Origin of the sequence: Bacteroides sp. M10, assembly GCF_014334015.1 — a bacterium.
GTDB lineage: Bacteria > Bacteroidota > Bacteroidia > Bacteroidales > Bacteroidaceae > Bacteroides > Bacteroides intestinigallinarum.
Map to the genome: position 1 here is coordinate 324,233 of NZ_CP060488.1, position 23,731 is coordinate 347,963.

At 51.3% G+C, this 23,731-nt stretch carries 29 protein-coding genes and 1 pseudogene; 23 read left to right on the plus strand and 7 right to left on the minus strand.

The features are described 5' to 3' along the window. The first annotated feature begins 46 nt into the window (after nt 1–46). From H8796_RS01295 to H8796_RS01335, 9 genes are all read left to right on the plus strand, one after another. On the plus strand, nt 47–628 hold the full coding sequence (locus tag H8796_RS01295) for an SMI1/KNR4 family protein (RefSeq protein WP_028728889.1): 582 nt from the start codon (nt 47–49) through the stop codon (nt 626–628). A gap of 73 nt (nt 629–701) precedes the next feature. Then, the gene (locus H8796_RS01300; RefSeq protein ID WP_028728888.1) at nt 702–1,106 is read left to right on the plus strand and encodes an SMI1/KNR4 family protein; all 405 of its coding nucleotides are present in this window, start codon (nt 702–704) and stop codon (nt 1,104–1,106) included. A 79-nt stretch (nt 1,107–1,185) separates the two neighbouring features. After that, complete coding sequence (locus tag H8796_RS01305) at nt 1,186–1,773, plus strand: hypothetical protein (protein ID WP_044192934.1); 588 nt, start codon at nt 1,186–1,188, stop codon at nt 1,771–1,773. Nucleotides 1,774–1,847: 74 nt separating this feature from the next. Next, nucleotides 1,848–2,708 (plus strand): hypothetical protein, encoded by an 861-nt coding sequence (locus H8796_RS01310; protein ID WP_028728886.1) that lies wholly within the window; start codon nt 1,848–1,850, stop codon nt 2,706–2,708. Next, the gene (locus tag H8796_RS01315) at nt 2,677–3,234 is read left to right on the plus strand and encodes a DUF4265 domain-containing protein (protein ID WP_223805097.1); all 558 of its coding nucleotides are present in this window, start codon (nt 2,677–2,679) and stop codon (nt 3,232–3,234) included. The genes H8796_RS01310 and H8796_RS01315 overlap by 32 nt, the downstream gene beginning before the upstream one ends. Before the next feature lie 73 nt (nt 3,235–3,307). Next, nucleotides 3,308–3,799, plus strand: coding sequence for an Imm9 family immunity protein (gene imm9, locus H8796_RS01320; protein WP_008620116.1), 492 nt, complete (start codon nt 3,308–3,310; stop codon nt 3,797–3,799). Nucleotides 3,800–3,834: 35 nt separating this feature from the next. After that, a complete protein-coding gene (locus tag H8796_RS01325) occupies nt 3,835–4,341 on the plus strand; it encodes an Imm25 family immunity protein (RefSeq protein ID WP_117899961.1) in 507 nt (168 codons plus the stop codon). Nucleotides 4,342–4,531: 190 nt separating this feature from the next. Then, complete coding sequence (locus tag H8796_RS01330) at nt 4,532–5,026, plus strand: SMI1/KNR4 family protein (protein WP_028728885.1); 495 nt, start codon at nt 4,532–4,534, stop codon at nt 5,024–5,026. Nucleotides 5,027–5,099: 73 nt separating this feature from the next. Further along, nucleotides 5,100–5,483, plus strand: a complete 384-nt coding sequence (locus tag H8796_RS01335) for an Imm44 family immunity protein (protein WP_009017663.1) — start codon at nt 5,100–5,102, stop codon at nt 5,481–5,483. A gap of 115 nt (nt 5,484–5,598) precedes the next feature. Here the strand turns inward: H8796_RS01335 and H8796_RS01340 are convergent, their stop codons facing one another. From H8796_RS01340 to mobA, 6 genes and pseudogenes are all read right to left on the minus strand, one after another. Further along, nucleotides 5,599–5,994 carry a hypothetical protein gene (locus H8796_RS01340; RefSeq protein WP_028728884.1) on the minus strand — a complete coding sequence of 132 codons (396 nt, stop codon included), beginning with the start codon at nt 5,992–5,994 and terminating at the stop codon, nt 5,599–5,601. A gap of 115 nt (nt 5,995–6,109) precedes the next feature. Beyond that, nucleotides 6,110–7,315, minus strand: a complete 1,206-nt coding sequence (locus H8796_RS01345) for a TraM recognition domain-containing protein (RefSeq protein ID WP_187343905.1) — start codon at nt 7,313–7,315, stop codon at nt 6,110–6,112. 4 nt (nt 7,316–7,319) lie between these two features. After that, nucleotides 7,320–8,972, minus strand: a complete 1,653-nt coding sequence (gene ltrA, locus H8796_RS01350) for a group II intron reverse transcriptase/maturase (RefSeq protein ID WP_004308488.1) — start codon at nt 8,970–8,972, stop codon at nt 7,320–7,322. A 639-nt stretch (nt 8,973–9,611) separates the two neighbouring features. Then, a pseudogene (locus H8796_RS01355) lies at nt 9,612–10,532 on the minus strand (YWFCY domain-containing protein); the annotation flags it as partial. A gap of 22 nt (nt 10,533–10,554) precedes the next feature. Continuing rightward, complete coding sequence (mobB, locus tag H8796_RS01360) at nt 10,555–11,853, minus strand: conjugal transfer protein MobB (RefSeq protein WP_028728882.1); 1,299 nt, start codon at nt 11,851–11,853, stop codon at nt 10,555–10,557. Further along, complete coding sequence (mobA, locus tag H8796_RS01365; RefSeq protein ID WP_028728881.1) at nt 11,850–12,278, minus strand: conjugal transfer protein MobA; 429 nt, start codon at nt 12,276–12,278, stop codon at nt 11,850–11,852. Before mobA ends, mobB begins: the two co-directional genes overlap by 4 nt. Before the next feature lie 43 nt (nt 12,279–12,321). Here mobA and H8796_RS01370 point away from each other — a divergent pair, with 43 nt between their 5' ends. Beyond that, nucleotides 12,322–12,654, plus strand: a complete 333-nt coding sequence (locus H8796_RS01370) for a hypothetical protein (protein WP_181980762.1) — start codon at nt 12,322–12,324, stop codon at nt 12,652–12,654. 199 nt (nt 12,655–12,853) lie between these two features. Here H8796_RS01370 and H8796_RS01375 read toward each other — a convergent pair whose 3' ends face one another. Next, nucleotides 12,854–13,009 carry a hypothetical protein gene (locus H8796_RS01375; protein WP_157395724.1) on the minus strand — a complete coding sequence of 52 codons (156 nt, stop codon included), beginning with the start codon at nt 13,007–13,009 and terminating at the stop codon, nt 12,854–12,856. A gap of 12 nt (nt 13,010–13,021) precedes the next feature. Here H8796_RS01375 and H8796_RS01380 point away from each other — a divergent pair, with 12 nt between their 5' ends. From H8796_RS01380 to traM, 13 genes are all read left to right on the plus strand, one after another. Next, nucleotides 13,022–13,801, plus strand: coding sequence for a ParA family protein (locus tag H8796_RS01380; RefSeq protein ID WP_181980763.1), 780 nt, complete (start codon nt 13,022–13,024; stop codon nt 13,799–13,801). Continuing rightward, entirely contained in the window at nt 13,782–14,186 is a 405-nt protein-coding gene (locus H8796_RS01385; RefSeq protein ID WP_009291502.1) for a DUF3408 domain-containing protein, read from the plus strand. Before H8796_RS01380 ends, H8796_RS01385 begins: the two co-directional genes overlap by 20 nt. 19 nt (nt 14,187–14,205) lie before the next feature. Then, on the plus strand, nt 14,206–14,793 hold the full coding sequence (locus tag H8796_RS01390; RefSeq protein ID WP_117971466.1) for a DUF4122 family protein: 588 nt from the start codon (nt 14,206–14,208) through the stop codon (nt 14,791–14,793). Between the two features lie 18 nt (nt 14,794–14,811). Continuing rightward, nucleotides 14,812–15,111 (plus strand): DUF4134 domain-containing protein, encoded by a 300-nt coding sequence (locus H8796_RS01395; RefSeq protein ID WP_004327362.1) that lies wholly within the window; start codon nt 14,812–14,814, stop codon nt 15,109–15,111. 11 nt (nt 15,112–15,122) lie between these two features. Further along, a complete protein-coding gene (locus H8796_RS01400) occupies nt 15,123–15,446 on the plus strand; it encodes a DUF4133 domain-containing protein (protein ID WP_117599368.1) in 324 nt (107 codons plus the stop codon). Next, nucleotides 15,443–17,944, plus strand: coding sequence for a TraG family conjugative transposon ATPase (locus tag H8796_RS01405; RefSeq protein WP_118442065.1), 2,502 nt, complete (start codon nt 15,443–15,445; stop codon nt 17,942–17,944). The genes H8796_RS01400 and H8796_RS01405 overlap by 4 nt, the downstream gene beginning before the upstream one ends. A 196-nt stretch (nt 17,945–18,140) precedes the next feature. Further along, entirely contained in the window at nt 18,141–18,503 is a 363-nt protein-coding gene (locus H8796_RS01410) for a DUF3876 domain-containing protein (protein ID WP_010992658.1), read from the plus strand. Nucleotides 18,504–18,507: 4 nt separating this feature from the next. Continuing rightward, the gene (locus tag H8796_RS01415; protein ID WP_004327366.1) at nt 18,508–19,137 is read left to right on the plus strand and encodes a DUF4141 domain-containing protein; all 630 of its coding nucleotides are present in this window, start codon (nt 18,508–18,510) and stop codon (nt 19,135–19,137) included. Nucleotides 19,138–19,189: 52 nt separating this feature from the next. Next, entirely contained in the window at nt 19,190–20,194 is a 1,005-nt protein-coding gene (traJ, locus tag H8796_RS01420) for a conjugative transposon protein TraJ (protein WP_029427344.1), read from the plus strand. 49 nt (nt 20,195–20,243) lie between these two features. Further along, the gene (traK, locus tag H8796_RS01425; protein ID WP_117599371.1) at nt 20,244–20,867 is read left to right on the plus strand and encodes a conjugative transposon protein TraK; all 624 of its coding nucleotides are present in this window, start codon (nt 20,244–20,246) and stop codon (nt 20,865–20,867) included. 5 nt (nt 20,868–20,872) lie between these two features. Next, nucleotides 20,873–21,157, plus strand: a complete 285-nt coding sequence (locus H8796_RS01430) for a TraL conjugative transposon family protein (RefSeq protein ID WP_117599372.1) — start codon at nt 20,873–20,875, stop codon at nt 21,155–21,157. Continuing rightward, on the plus strand, nt 21,132–22,298 hold the full coding sequence (locus H8796_RS01435) for a hypothetical protein (protein ID WP_117599373.1): 1,167 nt from the start codon (nt 21,132–21,134) through the stop codon (nt 22,296–22,298). Before H8796_RS01430 ends, H8796_RS01435 begins: the two co-directional genes overlap by 26 nt. A 20-nt stretch (nt 22,299–22,318) precedes the next feature. Continuing rightward, complete coding sequence (gene traM, locus H8796_RS01440) at nt 22,319–23,710, plus strand: conjugative transposon protein TraM (RefSeq protein WP_117599374.1); 1,392 nt, start codon at nt 22,319–22,321, stop codon at nt 23,708–23,710. The last annotated feature ends 21 nt before the right edge of the window (nt 23,711–23,731 follow it).

A 23,731-nucleotide genomic window follows, 5' to 3' on the forward strand; every position in this document is an offset into this window, starting at 1 on the left:
AAGCTGCAAACCATTAGTCGCTTGAAAAAATAAAAGAAAAAAGAATATGAGTGCGTTTACAGAAATAAAGAAATACATTCAGACTTTTGAAAAGTATGGATGTAAAGAATATGAAAACGGGACAAAAGAATATGGTCATGCACCTTTCATTGCTCCTGAAGCATATAATTTTTGCGTCTTTGCTACGCTAAATGAAGATGATATTGTTGAGTTAGAGCGAGATTTGAAAAGAGAGATTCCGGCTCAATTCCGCTCGTTTTTAATGACTGATTCCAATGGCTTACATCTTTTCTTCCATTTCAGTTTGTATGGAATGAGAAAATCATATAATCGAAATCCAAACGCGACTCCAGAGCCTTATGGCTTAATTGAGTCAAACATTTACGAAAGACCTAAAAACGCAAAAGATACTTATTTTTTCATTGGAGGATATAGATATGATGGCTCAAAGCTCTATATAGATTCTGAAAATGGAAAGGTTCATTTCTGTAAAAGTAGAGATGCTACCTCTCTCTTGTCATGGGATTCTTTTGAAGATATGCTCATATCAGAATCCCAAAGACTATTTACGCTTTACGATGATAGAGGTAGAATGCTTGTGTCAAGAGAAAAAACACTACCGATATAGAATAAGCGACTAACAAACAGCAAACCGACTAAAAGCGGAACGCTGCCAAACATTAGCCACCGAGGAAATAAATATGAAAAAGGAACTTATAGAACGATTGAGAAGATTTCTAACGGCACATGATATGATTGGGACACCTGCATCTGATGAGCAGGTATTATGTGCGGAACAAGAGTTAGGAGTAAAATTTAGTTCTGACTATATAGACTTTATCAAGAATTTCGGAACAGCATACGCAGGAATGATGATTAATGCTTTAGACGGCAATGAAAATGTGGTCGAAGAAACTAAATCATTAAGAGAAGTTCATCCTGAAGTTACAGATACTTATGTGATTTCAGATGATGGTTCTGGCAATCCCATAATGATAAATTCTAAAGGAGAGGTCGAAATATACTATCATGATAGTGATGCCGAAATAAAAACCATCGCTCCATCGTTAGAACAATATATAGAAGATAATTTTCCTGAATGGTAAAAGCGGTTGCTAACAAACAGATGAAACATTGAAGGCGGTTTATCTGCCGGACATTATCGTCATTAAAATAAAAACGAACATGGAGAAAGGAATAAAAAGAATTGAGCAGAATGGTGTTCACGTTGCATATCTTACTTGTCCTCAAATCAAATTGAACAAGTATAAAAATGCAACCATGTTATCGTTGTGGCATATTAAAGGCAACTCAATGGATTTTATTTTGGATATGCCCGAATTGCAAGATATCAGGATGTATTCGTGTAAATTCAATGACTATACAGCATTAAACAAATTGACACATCTAAAGAGATTATGTATTAATGGTATTGCCACAAAAGAAGAGCAAACATTTGATTATATAGCCAATCTTTCTCCTTTAGAAGAACTAATCATTTGTAACATAAAACCGTTTAGCAAATTCCCCAATTTATCGAACTTACATAGTTTATATTGGTTATTTATTTGGGAATGTAAAAATTTAGTTGATATAAAAAACATTGCCGATATTCCCAATTTGCGTGTATTTGATTGGTGTTGTTCTCAATTAAAGCCTACTGAATTGGAATTTGTAATGCAAAAAGACAGTATTCAAAAAGTTGCTGCTCAATTTGGAGGAAAGAGGTTAAATGAAGAATTTAAATCATTATTAATGAAGTACAATTTATGACGATAACAAGCGGATGAATCTCCCTAACGGTCGATTATCTGCCGGACATTAGCCACTTAAAAATAATAATAAAAATGACACATAACGAAGCCATAGAACTATTGTTGAAAGAGTACACTTCTTCTGACAAGAAGCGGCTTACTGAGCTATTCATACAAACCTTGCCAATAGGTCGGATTCATTTTGGGCTTCAAGTTTTGTCGAAAATGAAAACATATTATGTTCATTCATATTCAATATACGACATTCCTAAAACAGGTGATTTTTACAAAGACGAGAGGTTGTGGATAAAAGAAAATAAAAAACTATTCTTAGAAAGAAAATACCTCTCCTTTGAGAATATGACCGTAGAACAACAAAGAGAAATTATGGATGAACCTACAATAAACTCTTGTTATATTTGTTCGTCTTCCTTTGAGAAAGATATTGAAAAATATCCATTCAATCCCAAATATGGGGTGAATGAATCTGATGTTTTTCACATGGTACAATGCTTACAGCAAGAGAATAGGGAAAGTGTGAATTTCCTGTATGATCCCAAACAACAAAAGGAAGGGCTGAGTATTCTTAAAGAAATCTTTGAGACTATCACATCCGTGCAGGAATCAGACGGGATTCGTTATGTGTACAAATTGTTGAAGAAAAAAGAATTTTTCAAGCATTGGAAGAAAGAGGAAAAGCGTATAAGTGTTAAGTTTGCAGAATTAGCTTTACAACGTCTGTTGGAAATAATGGGATACCTTAGTATTCTCCACACTGAAAAATATAGAGGTTCCTTTTATGAGTTTAATGAAGGATGTACTCCAAGAAGCAGCCGAAGTTCTGATTGGAATTACCCAGTGGATTTTTGGAGAGGCAAAAACGGCATTGATAAGATAGCTTTTCAGTATTGGTTTGGAGAGTATGATGAACTTGAAAAATTCTGGAAACAATAGAGCGACTAACAAACGGATTAATCTACCAACAGCCGATTATCCACCTAACATTATCAACTTATTAATGAATAAAATGAAAAAAGACAAACATATAAAAGTGCTATTCCACTTGGAACAAGATGAAGATGGCTATCCACCATTTTCTATTGAAGGTTTGTGGTGCAAAAAGGCAAGTAATGATACCTATATTGTCGATAATGTGCCATTCTATACCTATGGAATCAGTTTGGGGGATGAGATATGTGTTACAGAAGAAGATGGCGAATATCATTTTCAATCCATAGTGAATCCCTCTGGAAATAGCACATTGAGGGTACATTTTAACGATAAACGTATGCAGATGGTCAGAGACAAACTACTTGATATGGGATGCAAGGTAGAGATTTCTAATCTCTCTTCATTCGTATCCATAAATGTACCACAAGAAGTTTCCTTAAAAGTGGTCGAAGATGTTCTGACCAATATGCAAAAAGAATGTGATAGTTTGGCTTATGAACATGGTGTTGTCAGACAAAATATAAGTTGATAACAAACAGCAGACCGACTGAATAAGCGGAACGCTGCCGAACATTATAAACTCTGGATATAAGGATGAATGTATGAATAATCAATATGCAGTTTTAATAAGTAGTGAAATCCCTGAACTTGGAGAATTGGACTTACTGCGCTCAATTTACCGAGAGTTGAATGGTTATATGGAAGATTACAATAACCAAATCAACTTAGATGATTTGGGAGATTGGAAACTTCTCATACAGATAAATCTTCGAAATACTAATGGGGGGATTGGGATTTTCAAACGGGCAAAACGTTTCCCATCTAATAAAGAGTTTGAAATATCTATTTCCATACCAGTACCAAATTTGGAGGAAGCACGCTATGGAATATCCGATATGACGGGGATTTATATTCCTTTAAATATTAAAAACTTCTACATTCTTTCTCCATGCTTTAGTAAATATGATAATTTGTATCATTATATTCTTGAGAGTGCAAAACAAACCATAGATGCAGCTTTTACTTATGGCTTTACATGTAACGGCAAAAGAATAAAGAAAAAAGAGTTTATAACAAACAGCACTACCGACTGAATAAGGCGGAACGCTGCAAACCATTAGTAATAAATATGAAATCTGAATTTCACAGTGTTATAAATGAATTTCAACGTTTACTCAATGAGTATAACTTTAAGTGCCCTAAGAAATTATGGTATGATGATCTTATATGTTTAAGTAAACATATCATTGATATATATTATTGTTATATAATAGCACGAGTATATAAACATAATGGCTCATTAGAAGTAACAATGTGGGTTGGTGTCATTGATCGTCCGGATGATGGGCTTGAAAATCTGTCAGCAAACATTAAGATCCAGATTGGATATAACCAAACCTGCGATGAAACTTTTTTCAAAGAATGCGAAGGTAAAATAGTCAATATTATTGAAAGCGGCAGTTTGGTTAATTTAATTAATGTGTCTCAAATAGAAATGAAGACACCTTCTTTTCATAATGGGCGATATGAGGTGTTTACCTTATATCTCATGCCGTTTTATAAGATGGTCTTGGAACAGGCTAATTACAATAAGAAGATACTAAACAGTAAAAAAAAACTGCCGGGTTATTATTGAAAATATTTTCAATAATAACCTATCAGGGGAAATGAAAATGTTCTTTGATAAACTTGGGCTAAATTCCACTATTGACATAATTTGGGAGTTATGTTACATTTATTCTCTGTGAAATATATTACTAACAAGGTCGATATAACAGCTAAACGCTGTCCCTCACCAACCCATTATAAACTCGTAAAATAAAAATATGATTGAAGCACTGAAAAATATAGGATTCGTCGTTACAGAACGATTGGAAAGAAAAGAATTAAGCTCTGATTTACAAAATCGGTACTCCGAACTTCCTGCGGACTATCAGGAGTTTTTACAACGGTTTCAGACAATCACGAATGAAAGTGATAATGTTTGGTTTAATTCCATAGAGGATTTTAACGGAGAAAGCGATAGTGGATTCCGTTGGAATGAATTTGAGCTGATGGGACTTGAGGCGTTGGCAGATGATAAGGAATCCTGTGATATGATACGCCTGTTTTGGGATAGCCATATTCCTATTCTTATGTCAGTAAAAGATGGATACCAATATTTGTGCATAGATTTATCTCCGGAAAATTACGGTAAAATCTATTATGGAGTTGAACCTGAATTTGAAGATTCGGCAGAATTTGTTTGCGATAGCTTCAATCATTTATTGGAAATGTTGTCTTCCAATAAAAAGAATGATATACTGACAAATTTCAAATAGGTTTATAACAAGCAGATAAATCTCTCTGAAAGATTGATTGTCCGCCAAACATTACTAACGATAACAAATTTGTATGAAAGTTTTTATTGGAGGTGAATTGGAACATAGTATTTCTGATAAGTTTCGTAAAGCAAGAAACTCTGTAATAGAATATATGGATTGTCTATGTGATATTTCATATATTAATGAACTAAGTTTCTATGTATTCTGCTTAAAAGGATTTACTGCAAATCCATTAAGTAGATATTCGAAAAAACGTAATCGGATAGAATTGGAAATTCTACTCCCATTTGATAAATTTGAAACAGCAAATGATTCTCAATGCGTTGAGATATTGAAACAAAGTATTCTTGATGCTATTGAGAACTATAAAAATAAAAACATTCCACAACAATATATTGATGTAATTGTAGAAAAAATGAAAGCATCAATTAATGAATTCGTTAGTAACAAATAGCACTACTGCTTAAAGCGGAACGATGATGATGTTTCGGCTTCTGCCGTGAAATGGAAATTAGCCGATATGTAAGTAATCCCAGAGATAGAACCGATGCTTATTCTCCTGCCGTTTATCATGCCCAATGTATAAACCCGAAGTGAAACATCAGTGCGACATTCACCACGGTCAGGGCGATAGCGATAAGGACTATTTTGGCGAGCTTCCTGCCGGGATGTTTCATCTTTCCGTAATATTCACGAAGTGCTTCACGCCGCCCGGCTGTGTAGCGGAGCTGACAGAACAAGTCGGGAAGAAAGCAAAGAATCATCACTATGGCAAAAGCAACAATCCAACTGAAATAGCGAAACATCAACGGTGTTCCAAGCGGTACGAGTATGGCAAAGAGCCAGCAAAAGAGCAACAGCATACGCCCGTTAAGGTTGGTATGCTCCCTTTCGTGCCATATCTCGGCTACATACCACATATAGTCGATGAAGCAGAACCGGTATTTGCGATTGTCCTTATCCATATCATTACAAAAATAATGTTTTCTACCCACTTAACCATTACTTCATGCCGAAAAACACCATACCCGATAAAAAGAACCTCGCCGGCTTGTTCTTGCCGACGGGGTATTTTTATCCTCACTTGTCCTTAATCAGATGCGACAGCTCCGGGTCTGCTTTGATGCGCCCGATCTCGTCGGCGACAATCTGCCTGACCTCGCTCTTGATGCGGTAGTAGTTGGCGTCGATCTGCTGCTGCATGGTGTCGTTGCCGTCCTTGTCGGTGAAGTCGATGATCTGCGGTATCTTCACGTAGCGGGCGGTCTCCCGCCTGACCTTCTCGTTATCCACGACAATCTCGGCATGGAAAATCTTCTGCTCGATACGCTCGTCGAAATTGTCGGCTACCGCCCCGACGAACATACCCTGTGTGAGGTTGGAAATCTTGCTTGCCGGAATGAGGCTGTCCATCTGGGTATTGATGGAGACGGAGGTCTCGTTCCGGTTGATAGTCATGTTCTGCCGTTTCTGCAAGACCTTGCCGAAACGCTCGGAGAGCGTCTTGGCAGTTTCGGCAACTACCTGACCTGCAAAGACATTGCCGACCGTATTGCAAATAACAGCGGACTCTTTGTCTCCATAATCACGCTTTAGCTGGCTGAAATCCTGAAAGCCGAGCATGACGGCTACCTTGTTGCTTCGGGCGGTGGCAATGAGGTTGTCCAGTCCACGCATATAGATGGTGGGCAGCTCGTCGATAATCACGGCGGATTTGAGCCGCTTCTTCTTGTTGATGAGTTTCACGATGCGGGAGTTGTACAGTCCCAACGCCGCCCCGTAGATGCCCTGACGGTCGGGGTTGTTACCGACTACGAGCACCTTCGGCTCTTCGGGATTGTTGATGTCGAGGGTGAAATCGTCCGCCGTCATCACCCAGTAGAGCGCCGGGGAGATCATGCGGGAAAGCGGTATCTTGGCACTGGCTATCTGCCCCTGCAACTGCTCCACCGCCGAGGATTCCCATGCGTCCATGAAGGGAGAAAGGTAGTTCTCCAACTCCGGGTACGAGGTGAGGATGGGGAAAATGTCGGCGTACTTGCGGTTCAGGAACTCAATGGCATGGGGGAAGGTGCAATACTTGCCGTTCTTGTAGATTTTGAGATACCATATAATGCTGGCTAACAGAATGATAGGCGATTCTACGAAGAAATCGCCCTGTTTGGAAATATCGGGTAAGTCAAGGGCATTGCTGCCCCCTTCTCCCCTAAGAACCGTACATGAGAGTTTCCCCTCATACGGCTCAAGCAACTCAATATTTCTATTTGTTGTTAGAAATCGGCTCATACTTTCAACATTTTCGTTTATTTCGCTTGTAGCAGTTGTTGTGGACAAGTTGCCGTACAATCGAACCACCAACAGATATTTCGTTGACGTTCCATGCTTTTGTACAATCTATTTCCTTGCCACATAACGGACAAATCCGGTTCTGCTTGTTCCATAAATATAAGAGAGACTTACGTCCCTTGAGAGATTCCAGCATTTGTTGCTCCTTTCGCTGAAAGAAATAATCATCGTATTCCGGGTCGAAAGGGTTTGCCTCACCTTTGATTTGCTTGTACGGGGTATAATGTATATCCGACAACCTTTTAAGGGTCAGGTAGTTCACTTTCTTGCTCTTGGTTTCATATTTCCATGCAAACGTCCATTTACGCCCCCGAATTTCATGCCAATATTTGTCTGCAACCCAAGACTTGCGTTTCTTTGGATGGCGACGTAAAGCCCATTTCTTCGTGAGATTGTAAATGTGATTGTCACAACCATGAAAAGCATCGGTTGATGCACCATATCGGTAATAGTTGCCCCAACCTGTGATTACAGGATTAAGCATTCGTATCAGCGATTCCTGCTTACACATTTTATGTCCTTTAACGATGTCACCGATTTTTGCCCTGAAGCGTTTCTGTGCATCTTTGGACGGGGATGTGTATAGCCTTTTGCCAAACTTCCTCACATTGAAACCTAAGAAATCAAAACCGTCGTATATGTTCGTAATGGTAGTTTTCTCTTCGGATAAGGTCAGCCCTCTTTCTTTGAGAAATTCTATCACGATAGGTTTGACTTCGTTTTCCAATAGCTCCTTATCTCGACCTGTGATTATAAAGTCATCCGCATAACGAATAAGGTTTACCTTGTAGTGGAATGTCTTATTGTTGCGCCATAATCTTTTGAATCTTTCAGCCAAGAGTGGTTGAAGTCCGTCAAGTGCTATATTTGCAAGTGTCGGTGATATGATACCTCCTTGTGGTGTACCCTCTTCTGTCGGAAATAGTTTGCCATTGAATACAGCTCCACATTTCAGCCATTTTCTGAGTATCGTCTTATCCATAGGGATATGATTAAGAAGCCAGTCGTGGCTGATATGGTCGAAGCAGCCTTTAATGTCTCCCTCCAAAATCCATTCGGGGGAATGCTGGCGGTTTAGAACCGTATCAATCTGACGGATAGCGTCCATTGTCCTGCGTTTCTTGCGGAAACCATAAGAAAAGCGGTCGCCTGTCGTTTCGGCTATCGGTTCCAATGCCATGAGATATAATGCCTGCATCGCCCTGTCTTTCATTGTCGGTATTCCCAACGGTCGGAGTTTACCGTTCTTTTTCTTGATGTGAACCCTACGAAGCGGCTGCGGATTGTAACCACGACGTTTCAGTTCACCGATTGCTTTGTACTTGCGCTTGGGAGAATCCCAAAGCTGTTTATCTACTCCAGACGTTTTCTTCCCTTTGTTGGAAGTAACCCTCTTTACCGCCAATGCCTTGGCGTAAAAAGAGTGGGTCAGCATCCACTGCAAGGCTTTCACCTTGTTATGTCTGCCTTCCTTTTGAGCCTTTACAATACGCGCTTGTAGCTTTCGGACATAGGCTTCACACTTGGACCAGTCCATGCCGTCCCAAGTTAGATTCCTACTATCAGCAGGCGCACACGATGTTTTAGTTTCGTTCATTTGCTTTCCTCCTTTTGAAAGTTCTAAAAGTTATCTTGTAAAGAGTTACCATATACGGAAGTCTGCCCACTTTCGTGTCGGATGATGTCACCAATAACAACCCGTGATGTTGATTCAATCCGTATCCACCCCATTACAGGGTGGCATTCGCTTTTTCCGTTATCTCATACCTGCACCCCATTCGGCTTGCCTTGCGGTTCGCTTACTCGCATTCTTACGAGAGAGATACAGGCTTGCCCTGTTCCACGTAATTGACAAACGGATAGTTTAGGTTCTGCCAAGTCCGCCGGCAGTGCTGTGTCCGTGTAACCCCAACATGGGCAAGGGTTATCCGACTGCTTACCTTTTGGTGAGAGCTAAAGTATCTTGCGCTCCTTCAAACCTTACGACGGCTAAAGTCAGTTCACTTACGTTAACCATGCTATCCAGCCTCGCCACTCAACGGTATGATACTAACCGTCCTTGACATTCCCTCACGGTTCAGTCTTGTCCTTTCGGAAAGTGTACTTTGTCCTATAAGCTTGGCACAACCCATCACTGGAGATGCACCTTATAGTAGGCTACCGCTGACGGAACAGCGGGTTAAATCATGCAATTAATATCACTGTCTAACAATCAATTACGTGACTTTACAGGTCACACCCACGTGCGGTTCAAATTTAACATAATCGTGTAGGCACTCTCGTAGGCATCGGATATGTCGGTCATGAAGTCCGGGTGGATGGGGTTGCAGCGGTGGCTCTCCCTCGGATTGTCGAAGTTTATCACGTAGAACTTGGGCTTGACCTTGTAGCCGTCCAAATGGGCGAGCAGGTGGTTGTAGGCTATCTCGGAGAGGTCGGGGTACTTGAAATCATACAGGAAAAGCGAATAGCCCTTCTCGATGGTCTGTTTGATATACTGGTTGATTATCGCATAGGACTTGCCCGAACCGGGCGTGCCCAAGACCATCGTCGCACGGAAGGGATTGACAAGGTTGATCCATCCGTCATACGCCCTGCCCCTGAACCAGAAGCGGGTGCGAAGGTTGACGGAATACTCGTTCTCCTTCAACTCGGTCTCCTGCATGAAGGATTCGTTCTCGACGTTGAACACGTCTTCGAGCAGGTCGGTCTTCAGCAGACGGGACATCCACAGTCCCGCCATGAGCAGGCAGATATACCCTGCGGTAAGGGTGGCGATATACAGCACGGTGTCCGCCGGAAGCGGCAGAGGAAGGGTGAGCAACCACCCGTTGCCGAAAAAGAGCAGCAAGCCGGACACGCCGCAAAGGATGATCCTGCGCCACGTGATTTTCTGTTCCTTCACGCCCTTTGTGCCGAGGCAGCTAAGGGCGAGGAACAGCACGGCGAAGAGCTTCGTCCAGAGGATATTGGAGAACAGCCCGGCGGTACGCTGGAAGCCGAGCAATATCCTATCGACAACGCCGATGTCGATGCCCCACTCCCGGACGGACTGGTAACAGAACCAGTAAATATTTACCACTACAAATAAAATGCTTATCGCACGCATGAACTCCATGACTTTGGCGAGTCCACGCAAATCGTCTTCGTTTTGCATAATTCGTTGAATTTTAAGTTGATTATTGTTGCCTGCCGTACTTGCGCCTCTTTTTCTTTTTGCGTTGCGGAGGTACGGGCTGGTCGCCGGACGCTCCGCCGGGTACGGGGGCAAAGAGGTTGAAGGCGGCCGCCACGTTCTGGGTGGTGCCGTCCTTGTGGTCGGGACGATAGCCGGTATCGTGTCCGTCCCATTGGGATGCGCCCGTATGCTCCTGCTGCCGGGTGGGATGTTCCACTCCGGCGGAGGGTTGTGGCAAGTGAATACCTTCCTGCCCGGCGAAAAGGTCGTTGAACACGCCTGCGGAGAACTCCTTGCCCAGACGGGAGCCGTTGAAGACGGCTTTGGCGGCATGGTCGATGAAGGTCGCCCCATAGATGCGCCCGGCTTCATTCTGACGGAATACCACGCCGATTCCCTGCCGCATGAGTTCCCGCTCGAACTGCGCCCGGTCATGCCCTGCGGTCTGCATGGCGGCGGAAACCTTTCCGGCGGTGGCGGCGGCGACTTCCTTGTGGGTCTTTTCCCATGCGGCAGCGTTGTGCATCCGCCTTTCGAGGGCTGCGACGCCCGCCTCCTTGCCGAACACGGAGGACTTGAAGGGCTTGCCGACCTTGTTGCCCTCCCTGTCGGTTGCCGAATAGGTCAAGCCGTGATACTCCCGCCCGCCGTATTCCCCCTTCACCTCGTCCACCGTGATGCCGTAGAGCGAAAGCACCGCCCGGTATTCTCCCAGTGTACGGAAACGCCACTCCCGGGCAAGCGGGCGGATGACTCCCGCCAACTGCCCCTTGAGGTTGCCGTCCCCGTAACCGACGGGCGACAAGGGCAGCCCCTCCTTCCACTGCTTGGGCGTAGCCGGGACAAGACCGAACTGCCTCTCCAGCTCCCGGCAGACCTTCATCGAACGCCCGTGCTCGTAGCTGTCGGAAATCGCACGCCCGGTTTCGTCCACCCGGACGGAGACGATGTGCAGGTGCTCCCGCCCGATGTCGTTGTGGCGATAGACGATATAGGGCTGGTCGCCGAAGCCCATGCGCCGCATGTACTCCTCCGCCAAGCTGACAAACCGCTCCTCGCTCAAGCAATCCTTCGGGTCGGGATTGAGGGAGATATGCAGGACGGGCTTCTCGGTCTTGCGGTTGGCTGTGAGGTAGTCACCGAACGAGCGGGAAAGATGCCCTATCGTGTAGGGAGCATCGCCCTGCGGCTCGATAATCCGGCTGGTGAAAAGCACGTCGGCGTGCCGCTCGTCCACCTTCAACTGGTTGTAGGCAAGCACCCCGTACAGGCTGCTGCCGTGCGAGATCTTGGCTATCATCGGACGGGGTATTTGCTCCGGAACTCCTCCACCAGTGCGGAAATCCGCTTGCTTAACTCGACCAGTTCGAGGGTGTGCCGCTCCAGCTTGTAGAGGAAAGCGAGGGCTTTCTTCTCCGAGAAATTGGATTTGAGCGCACGCACGCATTGGTTGTAGTTCGTGCCTATGGCACGGAACTGCGAGTGGAAGGTGGTCAGGCGCATGTAGAAATCCTGCGTCCCCTTATCCAGTTTAATGACCTTAATCTCCCTGCCGAAAAGTGCGGAAACGATAAACTCCGCCTTGGTCGCCTTGCCCGACTCGTCGAAAAGCGCGAGGAAACGGGCGTTGTCCCCGTCGTCCAGACGGAACACGTAGCGGTGGCGCATCTTGTCGGGCTTGGGCTTTCGCCCGTGGTTGCCCGCATACTTCTTCTGATTGTCCATCATCCTGTAAAATTTTAAGTGAAACATGGTCTGAAAACGCCGTATGCCTACGGCTCTCCCCCGTGAGCATCCCCCGACTCCGGAGGGGGATGCCACATCGAGGGGGCAAGGTGGTGGTGAGGCACGAAATTCATTTCGAGTGCCGCAGCACACAACTTGCCATTTTCGTTTGAAAATAAAATCCGTCCTGCCGGACAGATTGGGGATGCCCTTGCCTGCTGCGGAGTGCCGGGGCACTCCCTCGGGCGGTTGCCGCTCTTCTCCATTCTTACTCCATTTTGGTTTCCGCCTGCAAAGTAACAGCCCTTTTCCCGTCCGGACACCATACCCGGATGCGACAAACCTACGGGTGGAAAGACAATGCACGACACGCTGATAATCAAACGGATAAACTACCGGTATTTTGATATTCCTTTGCGCCGTGGAAGCGGTGAAACGACTGTCCGGATAGACAAGGAAACAACCGGATAGCCGACCGGACGGACAGCCGAACGGCTGACGGTCTTGCCGGACAAACGGACGGACAACCGGATAACCAGCCGGACGATCGGCTAAACAGCCAAACGGTTAAATGACTAAACGGCTAAACGGTCAAACGGCTGAACAGCCGGATGATTGGATGAACGGATGCCTGAACGAATGAACGGACGAATGACCGGCAAAGTGGCTGAAAGGCTGACTGATTGAGTGAACAGAGAAGCGGCTGCACGGGCAGCCGGATGAATAACCAACAGAATGACGATATGGACAGACAGACATTGAACGTGGCTTTCGCCACACAGAAAGGCGGCAGCGGCAAGACGGCTATCACGGTGCTGGTGGCGGGCTACCTGCACTACCGTCTGGGGTGTCCGTTAGCGGTGATCGACTGCGACTTCCCGCAGTACAGCCTGTACGAGATGCGGGAGCGGGACAGCCGGGCGGTACTGGAGAACGAACACCTGAAACGGGCGGCTTACGAACAGATGCGGCAGCCGGGGCGTGCCGCCTATCCGGTGCGCAAGTGCCGGGTGGAGCAAGCCCCTGACACGGCAAGGGAGCTGGCGGCGGAAGGCTGCTACGACCTGCTCTTCTTCGACCTGCCGGGCACGGTGAACTCGGCGGGCATCCTGCGCACGATCGCACAGATGGACTACATCTTCGCCCCGGTGAGTGCGGACAAGGCGGTGCTGGAAAGCACGCTCTCCTTCCTCGACGTGCTGCAACGGATGATGCTGGGCAAGGAGACGAGCCGTCTGAAGGGGCTTTACCTTTTCTGGAACCAAGTCGATAAGCGGGAAACGAGCGGGCTGTACGAGAAGTACGGGCAGGTAGTCGCCGACATGAGGCTGCCGATGCTGCAAACCCGCATCCCCGACACGAAACGCTTCCGCAAGGAGGCGGACAGTACGGGACGGACGGTGTTCCGCTCCACGCTGCTGGCTCCCGACAGGCGGATGCTGGCAGGCAGCGGCATCCCCGAACTGACCCGTGAGATAGCAACCATCCTCAAACTGGAAGGCTATGAAGAAGCAGCGGAATGAGAAGCCCATCGACGAGGAGCTGCTGATGCGGATGATGGCGGGCGAGGCGGCGGGAACGGGAGAACCGGGAACCGGAAAGGGGGAAACTGCCGTGCCGGTGGAAAAGGCGCAGGAAGGGAAGGCGGCGGACACAAGACGGCGCAAGGGAAGGCAGGCGGACTACGAGACGACCTTCTTTAAAGGCATGGACATCCCCGCCCGTTACGGCAAGCCGGTCTATGTGCGCCGTGAGTACCACGAGCGCATCGCCAAAATCTCGGTGATGCTGACGGGCGGCAAGGTGTCGCTCTCGGCATACATCGACAACGTGCTGGCACAGCACTTCGAGCAATACCGGGAGGAGATCGAGGCGGCATACGCCGGGAAACTGGAGAACCTCTTTTAAAAAGGAAGGAGGAAACGGCATGATACTGAAATTATCGCTCACCGTCCTGCTGCTCTATTACCTCGCTGTGCTGTGGAAATACTACCGGCAGGACATCGCCGGGATATTCGGGACAGCGGAGACGGACGAAGACACGGACGGAACGGGAAAGGAACCGGGGCAACCGGGTGAGCCGTACACGGTCATGGGAGAAAGCACCTACCTGCCCTTCGGAGCGGAGGACGGGGAGGAAGCGGTAGCCGGAGCCGTGGACGAACTCGCAGCGGAGGACGACGGGGCGGACTACTCCGACATCGAGCCGGAGGAGGACGAGGAGGAAACGGACTATGAACCCACGCCGGAGGAGATCCGGGAACTGGAGGAGGAAGAGGAATTAGGGGCTTATTACCCGGACGGCAACCCCGACTTCGCCACGGGGTACTCCTTCGATGACCTGAAAAAGGTGCGCCGGGTACTGGTGTCGGACGATGCGGACGAAAAGGCGGAGCGGGAAGCCCGTGAGGTGCTGCCGTCCGTGATGGGGTCGGACATCTGGGAGGCGATGCTGGACGAGTTCGAGGGCGCACGTGAGCGTGTCGCCCGGCTGATGGACAACCATAATGTTTAATTAAAATTTTAAAGACAAATGAAACAGAAAAGAATCTTTTTTACGGCGGCCTGCATACTGGCTGCCGTGGGCGCAATGGCGCAGGGAAACGGGCAGGCGGGCATCACCGAAGCCACGCAGATGGTCACTTCGTATTTTGAGCCGGGGACGAAACTGATTTACGCCATCGGTGCGGTGGTCGGCTTGATCGGCGGGGTGAAAGTGTACGGGAAGTTCAGCGCCGGCGATCCGGACGTGAGCAAAGTCGCCGCAAGCTGGTTCGGAGCCTGCATCTTCCTGATCGTGGCGGCTACCATCCTCCGTTCGTTCTTCCTGTAAAACAGCGGACTATGGACTTGGAAATCAACAAGGGGATCGGCAGGAACGTGGAGTTCAAGGGGCTGGAAAGCCAGTACCTCTTCATCTTCTGCGGCGGTCTGCTCGCCGTGTTCGTGGTGTTCGTCATCCTGTACATGGCGGGCGTGAGCCAGTGGGTGTGCATCGGCTTCGGCGTGGTTGCGGCTACGCTGCTGGTATGGCTGACCTTCCGGCTGAACGCCCGGTACGGCACGCACGGGCTGATGAAGGCAGCCGCCCGCAGGCGGCATCCGAGGTACGTGGTGAACCGGCTGAAAATCCCCCGATTATTCACCTTTAAACACTGGCAAGAATGAGAAACGTAATGAAAGCGGCGACGCTCGAAAGCAAGTTCCCGCTGCTGGCGGTGGAGAACGGCTGCATCGTGAGCAAGGAGGCGGACGTGACGGTCGCCTTCAGGGTGGAACTGCCGGAACTGTTCTCCGTCACGGGAAGCGAGTACGAGGCGGTCCACTCGGCTTGGCACAAGGCGGTGAAGGTGCTGCCGGAGTATTCCATCGTGCACAAGCAGGACTTCTTCATCGAGGAGAAGTACCGGCCGGAAACGGACAGGGACGACCTTAGCTTCCTGAGCCGGAGCTTTGAGAGGCACTTCAACGAACGCCCGTTCCTGAACCACTTCTGCTACCTGTTCCTTACCAAGACGACGAAGGCACGGAGCCGTCAGGAAAGCACGTTCTCCACCCTCTGCAAGGGCAGGCTTGTCCCCAAGGAGATCGAGGACCGGGAGACGGTTACGAGGTTCATCGAAGCGGTCGGTCAGTTCGAGAAGATCATGAACGACAGCGGTTTCGTTACGCTGCGCCGCCTCACGACGGACGAGATCACCGGGACGGAAACGGCGGCGGGCATCGTGGAGAAGTACCTCTCGCTCTCGCAGCACGACACGACGGTGCTGAAGGACATCCAGTTGAACCCGGAGGAGATGCGCATCGGCGACGACATCCTCTGCCTGCACACCCTCTCGGACACGGAAGACCTGCCGGGCAAGGTGGCGACGGACAGCCGCTACGAGCGGCTCTCGACCGACCGCTCGGACTGCCGGCTGTCGTTCGCCGCCCCGGTGGGCTTGCTGCTGGACTGCAACCACTGCTACAACCAGTACATCTTCATCGACGACCACGGGGAGAACCTGAAACGCTTCGAGCAGACCGCCCGGAACATGCACTCGCTCTCCCGCTACTCCCGCTCCAACCAGATCAACAAGGCATGGATCGAGGAATACCTGAACGAGGCGCACTCGAAAGGGCTGACCTCGGTGCGCTGCCACTGCAACGTGATGGCGTGGAGCGACGACCGGGAGGAGCTTAGGCGCATCAAGAACGAGGTGGGCAGCCAGCTCGCCCTGATGGAGTGCAAACCGAGGCACAACACGGTGGACGTGCCGACGCTGTTCTGGGCGGCGATACCGGGCAACGAGGGGGACTTCCCCTTCGAGGAGAGCTTCTACACGTTCATCCCGCAAGCCCTGTGCTTCTTCACCGAGGAGACGAACTACAAGGACTCGCTCTCGCCCTTCGGCATCAAGATGGCGGACAGGATGACGGGCAGACCGCTGCATCTGGACATCAGCGACCTGCCGATGAAGAAAGGGGTGATCTCGAACCGCAACAAGTTCGTCCTCGGTCCGAGCGGGAGCGGCAAGTCGTTCTTCATGAACCACCTCGTGCGCCAGTATTACGAGCAAAACAGCCACATCGTGCTGATCGACACGGGCAACTCGTACCAAGGGCTGTGCGAGCTGATCCACCGCAAGACCAAGGGCGAGGACGGAATTTATTACACGTACACGGAGGAGAAGCCCATCAGCTTCAACCCCTTCTTCACGGACGACTACAAGTTCAGCGTGGAGAAGAAGGACAGCATCAAGACGCTGCTGCTGGCACTGTGGAAGGGCGAGGACGAGAAAATCACGAAGACGGAGAGCGGCGAGCTGGGCAGTGCGGTGTCGGCGTACATCCGCCGGATACAACAGAACCGGGACATCGCCCCCTCGTTCGACACCTTCTACGAGTACATGCTGAACGATTACCGGAAGGAGCTGGCTGCAAGGGACATCAAGGTGAGCCGGGAGGATTTCAACATCGACAACTTCCTGACCACGCTCCGGCAGTATTACAAGGGCGGGCGCTACGACTTCCTGCTGAACTCGAACGAGAACATCGACCTGCTGCACAAGCGGTTCATCGTATTTGAAATTGACAGTATAAAAGATAACGCCGAGCTGTTCCCCGTGGTTACGATCATCATCATGGAAGCCTTCATCAACAAGCTGCGCCGCCTGAAAGGGGTGCGGAAGATGCTGATCTGCGAGGAGGCTTGGAAAGCCCTTTCCTCGCCGAGCATGAGTGAGTATTTGAAGTACATGTACAAGACCGTCAGGAAATATTTCGGCGAGGCGATTGTCGTCACGCAGGAAGTCGATGATATTATCTCGTCCCCCATCGTGAAGGAGGCTATCATCACCAACTCGGACTGCAAAATCCTTTTGGACCAGAAGAAGTACATGAACAAGTTCGACGGCATCCAGTCGATGCTCGGGCTGACGGACAAGGAGAAGTCGCAGATACTCTCCATCAACCTCGCCAACCATCCCGGACGGAAGTACAAGGAGGTGTGGATCGGTCTGAACGGGGTGCAGTCGGCGGTGTACGCCACGGAGGTGTCGGCTGCCGAGTACCTGACCTATACCACCGAGGAGAGCGAGAAGACGGAGGTGTTCGCACTGGCGGAAGAGTTGGGCGGCGACTTGGAGCTTGCCATCAAGCGGCTGGCGGAGACGAAGTATAAATAATGTGCCGATGCGCTGAAGTGGCGGACAGGTTGCCGGACGGGTGGTTGATTGACCGGACGAACGGCTGAAGGGTCGGATGATTGACCAAACGGCTAAACGGTCAAACGGTTAAACAGTTAAACGGCTGGATGTACAAACGGCTAAACGGCATGGAGAGAATAAAATTTTGTAAAACTTAAAAAAAAACGGAATCAAGATGAGACGATTGAATTTAATCCTGCTGCTGTCGGCGGTGACGGCGGCGCTGGCGTTTGTCATTTCCTGCAAGGAGACAAATGCGGAACGGTTGGAAAAGATGTGCGGCGAATGGGTCAGCACGGGCGGAAAGCCGCCCTTCACCCTCTGGGAAGAGGACGGCAGGTACCGTGTGACGGTCATGCACAGGAACCACACGGGCGGCAGTGAAGCGGAGACCTACCTCGTCCGGGAAACGGAAGGGGTGCTGTTCATCGAGACGGGCTTCGCCGTGATGATGGACTATGACCGGGAGAAAGACCGCATCCGGCTGTCGCCGGGCGGAGAGTACAGGAGAAAGAGTGACGGAACCCTAAAACAGTAAGGACATGAGAACGATAAAGGCAATCATCGTGGGCGTGGCGTGCCTGACGGCAGGTGCGGCCAACGCCCAGTGGGTCGTACACGATCCCGGCAATCTGGCGCAGGGCATCATCAACACGACCAAGGAGATCGTGGAGACCTCCGCCACCGCACAGCACACGCTGGACGGGTTCAAGGAGACGGCGAAGATATTCGAGCAGGGACGGAAGTATTACGATGCGCTCAAGGCGGTGCATGACGTGGTGAAAGGTGGCGTGAAGGTGAAGAAGTCCATCGAGATGGTGGCGGACATCTCGGAAATCTACGTGCGCAACTACCAGAAGATGCTCGGCGACCCGAACTACACGCCGGACGAGCTGTCAACCATCTCGTTCGGGTACGCCAAGCTGCTGAGCGAGAGTGCGGACATCCTGCAAGATCTGAAGAACGTGGTGAACGTGACGGGGATGTCGCTCTCGGACGCCGAGCGGCTGGCGATCATCGACCAGAGCTACAAGCGGCTGCTGGAGTACCGCAACCTCGTACAGTATTACACGGACAAGAACATCTCGGTGAGCTACCTGCGGGCGAAGAAGAAAAAGGACGCCGACCGGGTGGTGGCTCTCTACGGGGATGCGGAAGACCGTTACTGGTGAGGCGGGCAAATATATAATAATGTATGCGTACATATAATAAAAATACAGGACTATGTTGTTAGCGATAGACTTCACGAACCTGCACGAGATATTGCAGGCATTGTATCAGGACATGATGCCGCTCTGCGAGAAGCTGACGGGTGTAGCCAAGGGAATCGCCGGGCTGGGTGCGCTGTTCTACGTAGCCGCCAAGGTGTGGCAGGCGCTCGCCCGTGCCGAGCCCATCGACGTGTACCCGCTGCTGCGCCCGTTCGCCATCGGGCTGTGCATCCTCTTCTTCCCCACCTTCGTCATCGGCACGATCAACACGGTGCTCTCGCCCGTGGTGAAGGGCTGCCACGGGATGCTCGAATCACAGACCTTCGACATGAACCGATACCGGGAACAGAAGGAGACGCTGGAGAGGGAGGCGTTCCGCCGTGACCCGGAGAAGGCGTATCTGGCGAGCAAGGAGGACTTCGACAAGAAGCTCGACGAGCTGGGCTGGTCGCCCAAGGACTTGAAGACGATGGCGGTGATGTACATTGACCGGACGGAGTACAACATGAAGCGGAGCATCCGGCTGTGGTTCCAAGAACTGCTCGAACTGCTGTTCCAGTCGGCTGCGCTGGTCATCGACACGATACGGACGTTCTTCCTGATCGCCCTCTCCATCCTCGGTCCGATAGCGTTCGCCCTCTCGGTCTATGACGGGTTCCAGAGCACGCTCACGCAGTGGATAACGAGGTACATCTCCATCTACATGTGGCTGCCCGTGAGCGACCTGTTCAGCTCGGTGCTGGCACGCATCCAAGTGCTGATGCTCACCCGTGACATCGAGGCGATGAGCGACCCGACCTTCATCCCGGACAGCTCGAACACGGTGTACATCATCTTTTTAATCATCGGGATATTCGGGTACTTCACCATACCGACCGTCGCCAACTGGATCATCATGGCGGGCGGGGTGAGCCACGCCAACCGTGCGATGAACCAGACCGCCACGAAGGTAGGCAACGTCGCCGCCGCAGGTGCGGGCGCAGCCGTGGGGAACATCGCCGGAAGGATCGTCAAGTAGCGGCGGATGTCCCAAGAACATGAGTCATAACGAATAAAAAACCGGAAACATGGAATTTAAAAGTTTGAAAAATATCGAAACGAGCTTCAGGCAGATACGGCTCTTCACGCTGGTATTCGCCTGCCTGTGCGCCGTGGTGACGGGCTTCGCCCTGTGGAAGTCGTACAGCTTCGCCGAGGCGCAGCGGCAGAAGATCTACGTGCTGGACAACGGCAAGAGCCTGATGCTGGCACTTTCGCAGGACGTGCGGCAGAACCGCCCGGTGGAGGCACGGGAGCACGTGCGCCGCTTCCACGAGCTGTTCTTCACGCTCTCGCCCGACAAGTCGGCTATCGAGGGCAACATCAGGCGTTCGCTGCTGCTGGCGGACAAGAGCGCCTTCAACTACTACAAGGACCTCTCGGAAAAGGGGTATTACAACCGCATAATCAGCGGTAATATCAACCAGATGATAGAGATAGACAGCCTGCGGTGCGACTTCGACAAGTACCCGTACAGCGTGCGGACATTCGCCCGGCAGATCATCCTTAGGGAAAGCTCTGTTACGGAGCGCAGCCTTGTAACCCGCTGCCGCCTGCTGGATGCGGTCAGGAGCGACAACAACCCGCAGGGCTTCATCATCGAGGGCTTCGAGGTCACGGAGAACAAGGATTTGCAGACCCTCAAACGCTGACGGCTATGATAAGGAAATTCATCACAAAGGCGCAGGACTGGGCGGACGGGAAGCTCCGCCGCCTCGCCGGGCGTATCTCGCCCGACATGCGTGTGGCAATCATCCTCGTGATGCTGGCGGCGTTCGGCGCACTGTCGGTCTATATGACCGTCGCCTCCATCTACCGCATCGGCAGGAACGACGGGAAGGAACTGGGGATAGAGCATGTCAGGCGCCTGCAATTGCCCAATGACAGTATTATCAACCCTTTTGAAAGCGGACGGCATGGGACTGGCGGAGAGGTTGAGTGAGTGGCTGCTCCGCCGCCGGGAGCGGCAGGAGGAGCGGAACATGAGGCAGGTGACGGCGTATTTCGGAAGCCTGCTGAAAAAGAGGCGTGCGGATGCCGGCGCAATCCTCCAGTCCGTCAAGGACTACCGGGACTGCCCGGAGGTGACAAGGAAACAGGCGGAGCTGCTGCTGGAACACAGGTTCTTCCGGTACGTGTACCAGACGGGCTATCCCGAATGGCGGGCGGTCATGGACGCCCTGAAAGAGACCCGTTACGGGATGCGTGAGGGGGCGGCAATCCCCCGGAGCGTGAGGGAGGCGGCGGAAAGCCCGATGCTGCGTCTGGCGGCGCAATACAAGGTGCTGGAGCACGAGTACACGAGGCGCAACGCCCCGCAGCCGCTATCCCCCGAAGCGCAGGCGGAACGGGATGCGGCGCACCGGCTGCTGAACTGCTGCATGAGGGAGGGCGACCTCGACGCACTGAAAAGGCTTGCCTTGAAAGGCGAGAAACCGGACGACTCGGTGGCCATCCGCCACGGGTTGGCGGAAGGCTACCGCAGGCTCGAAGAACTGAGCCGGGAATGGAACGAGGAGATGCGGGGCGACAACCACACCATCATGGAACAGATCGAGTTGCGGGAGGCGGACGAGCGGGGCAGGCTGATGCGGCAAGCCGCCGCCCTCTACGAGAGGAAGACGGGCGGCAGACTGCCCGGCGACTATCTGGAAGCGGTGAAGGCGGAACGGGCGCTGCTCCACGGGCTCGCCCGCCACGGCTGGGACGGTCAGCGGGAAGTCCCGAAGGAGACGGTGGAGAAGTACGGGCTGACGGAGGATTTTGCCGGCATCGCCCGGCTGAGGTGGGACTACCACCTGAGCGAGGACAACGGGGACCTCTCCCGTGACTACCCGGAAGCCGCCATCGGAAGCCACAACCGTGCCATCCGGGAGCGGGCGGCGAAAGAACTGGCAGGTCTGGAAGCGAGGCTGTTTCCCGAAAAGGCGGCAAGCCGGGAACGGAAGGCTGCACACCTGCGGGCGGACAACCGGGCAAGCCCCACGGCATCGCTCAAACGGGAACGGAAGGAGCCGCCCGGCAAGCGGCAAGCCGGGGAGACAGACAGGCGGAAGCCCCCGGTAAGGAGAATCAGAATGTAGGACAACCATAAATTTTTGACATGATGGAAGAACAGAACCAAGAAAAAGCAACGGCAACGCAGCACGTAAAGGCGGCGGATGCCGCAGCCCCGGAGACGGGGAACGGAAAGAAGGAGGACAAGGGCGGCGGGAAAAAGGAGAAGAAGACTGCCAAGCCGCTCACCCCGAAACAGTTGCAGCAACGGAAGAAGCTGATGGTATATCCGCTGATGGGCTTGCTGTTCCTCGGCTCGATGTGGCTGATATTCGCGCCTTCGGAAAAGCGGGAGGTGAACCGGGACACCGTGGGGGCGTTCAACGCCGACATCCCCCTGCCGGAGAACGACGGGATCATCGGCGACAAGCGGAAAGCCTACGAGCAGGCGCAGGCGGAAAGGCGGCAGGCAGAGAAGGTGCGCTCGCTGGAGGACTTCGCCTTCTCCGAAGAGAGCGATGCGGACGGGGTGGAAATGGAACTGCCGGACAGCGAGCCGGAACGGGAACCGTTCAGGGACTACTCGGGCAACGGCGGCCGCCGCTCCTCCGTCGCCGCCTACCGGGACATCAACCGGAAACTCGGCTCGTTCTACGAGGAGCCGAAGGTGGACGGGGAAAAGGAGGAGCTGAAAAGGCAGGTGGAGGAACTGACCGCCAAACTGGAAGAAAGGGAACGGCAGGCGGGCGGAATCGACGATCAGGTGGCACTGATGGAGAAGAGCTACGAGCTTGCCGCCAAGTACATGGGGCAGAACGGGCAGGACGGCGCAACCGTGCAGGCACCCGCCACCGGGCAGGGCGGCAACGGTCTGGGACAGCCCGCCGTGGCGGTGCAGGCGGCACGGGAGCGGACGGTATCGGGGCTGCAACAGCCATTGAGCGATGCGGAGTTCATGCGGCGGTACAGCCAGCCGAGGAACTACGGCTTCAACACGGCGGTGGGCAGCGGGTACGCCCTCGGGAAGAACACGATAGCCGCCTGCATCCACCAAGACCAGACGGTTATGGACGGTCAGCAGGTGAAGCTCCGGCTGCTCGAACCGTTGCAGGCGGGAAACTTGACCATCCCACGCAATACGGTGGTATCCGGTACAGGCAAGGTGCAGGGGGAACGGCTCGACATCACGGTATCGTCCGTCCAGTACCAAGGTAACATATTGCCGGTGGAATTGGCGGTCTATGACAACGAGGGAATGAAAGGGCTGTGCATAGAAACCTCACTGGAGCGGGAAGCGGCAAAGGAGGCGATGGCGAACATCGGCGGCGGGCTGGGAACGAGCATCTCGTTCGCACGGAGCGCCGGGCAACAGGTGGCGATGGACATCACCCGTGGGCTGATGCAGGGCGGCAGCCAGTACCTCGCCAAGAAGTTCCGCACGGTAAAGGTGCACCTGAAAGCGGGTGATCCGCTGATGCTCTACGCCAAACAACAATAAATCAACAGATTATAAAACCAT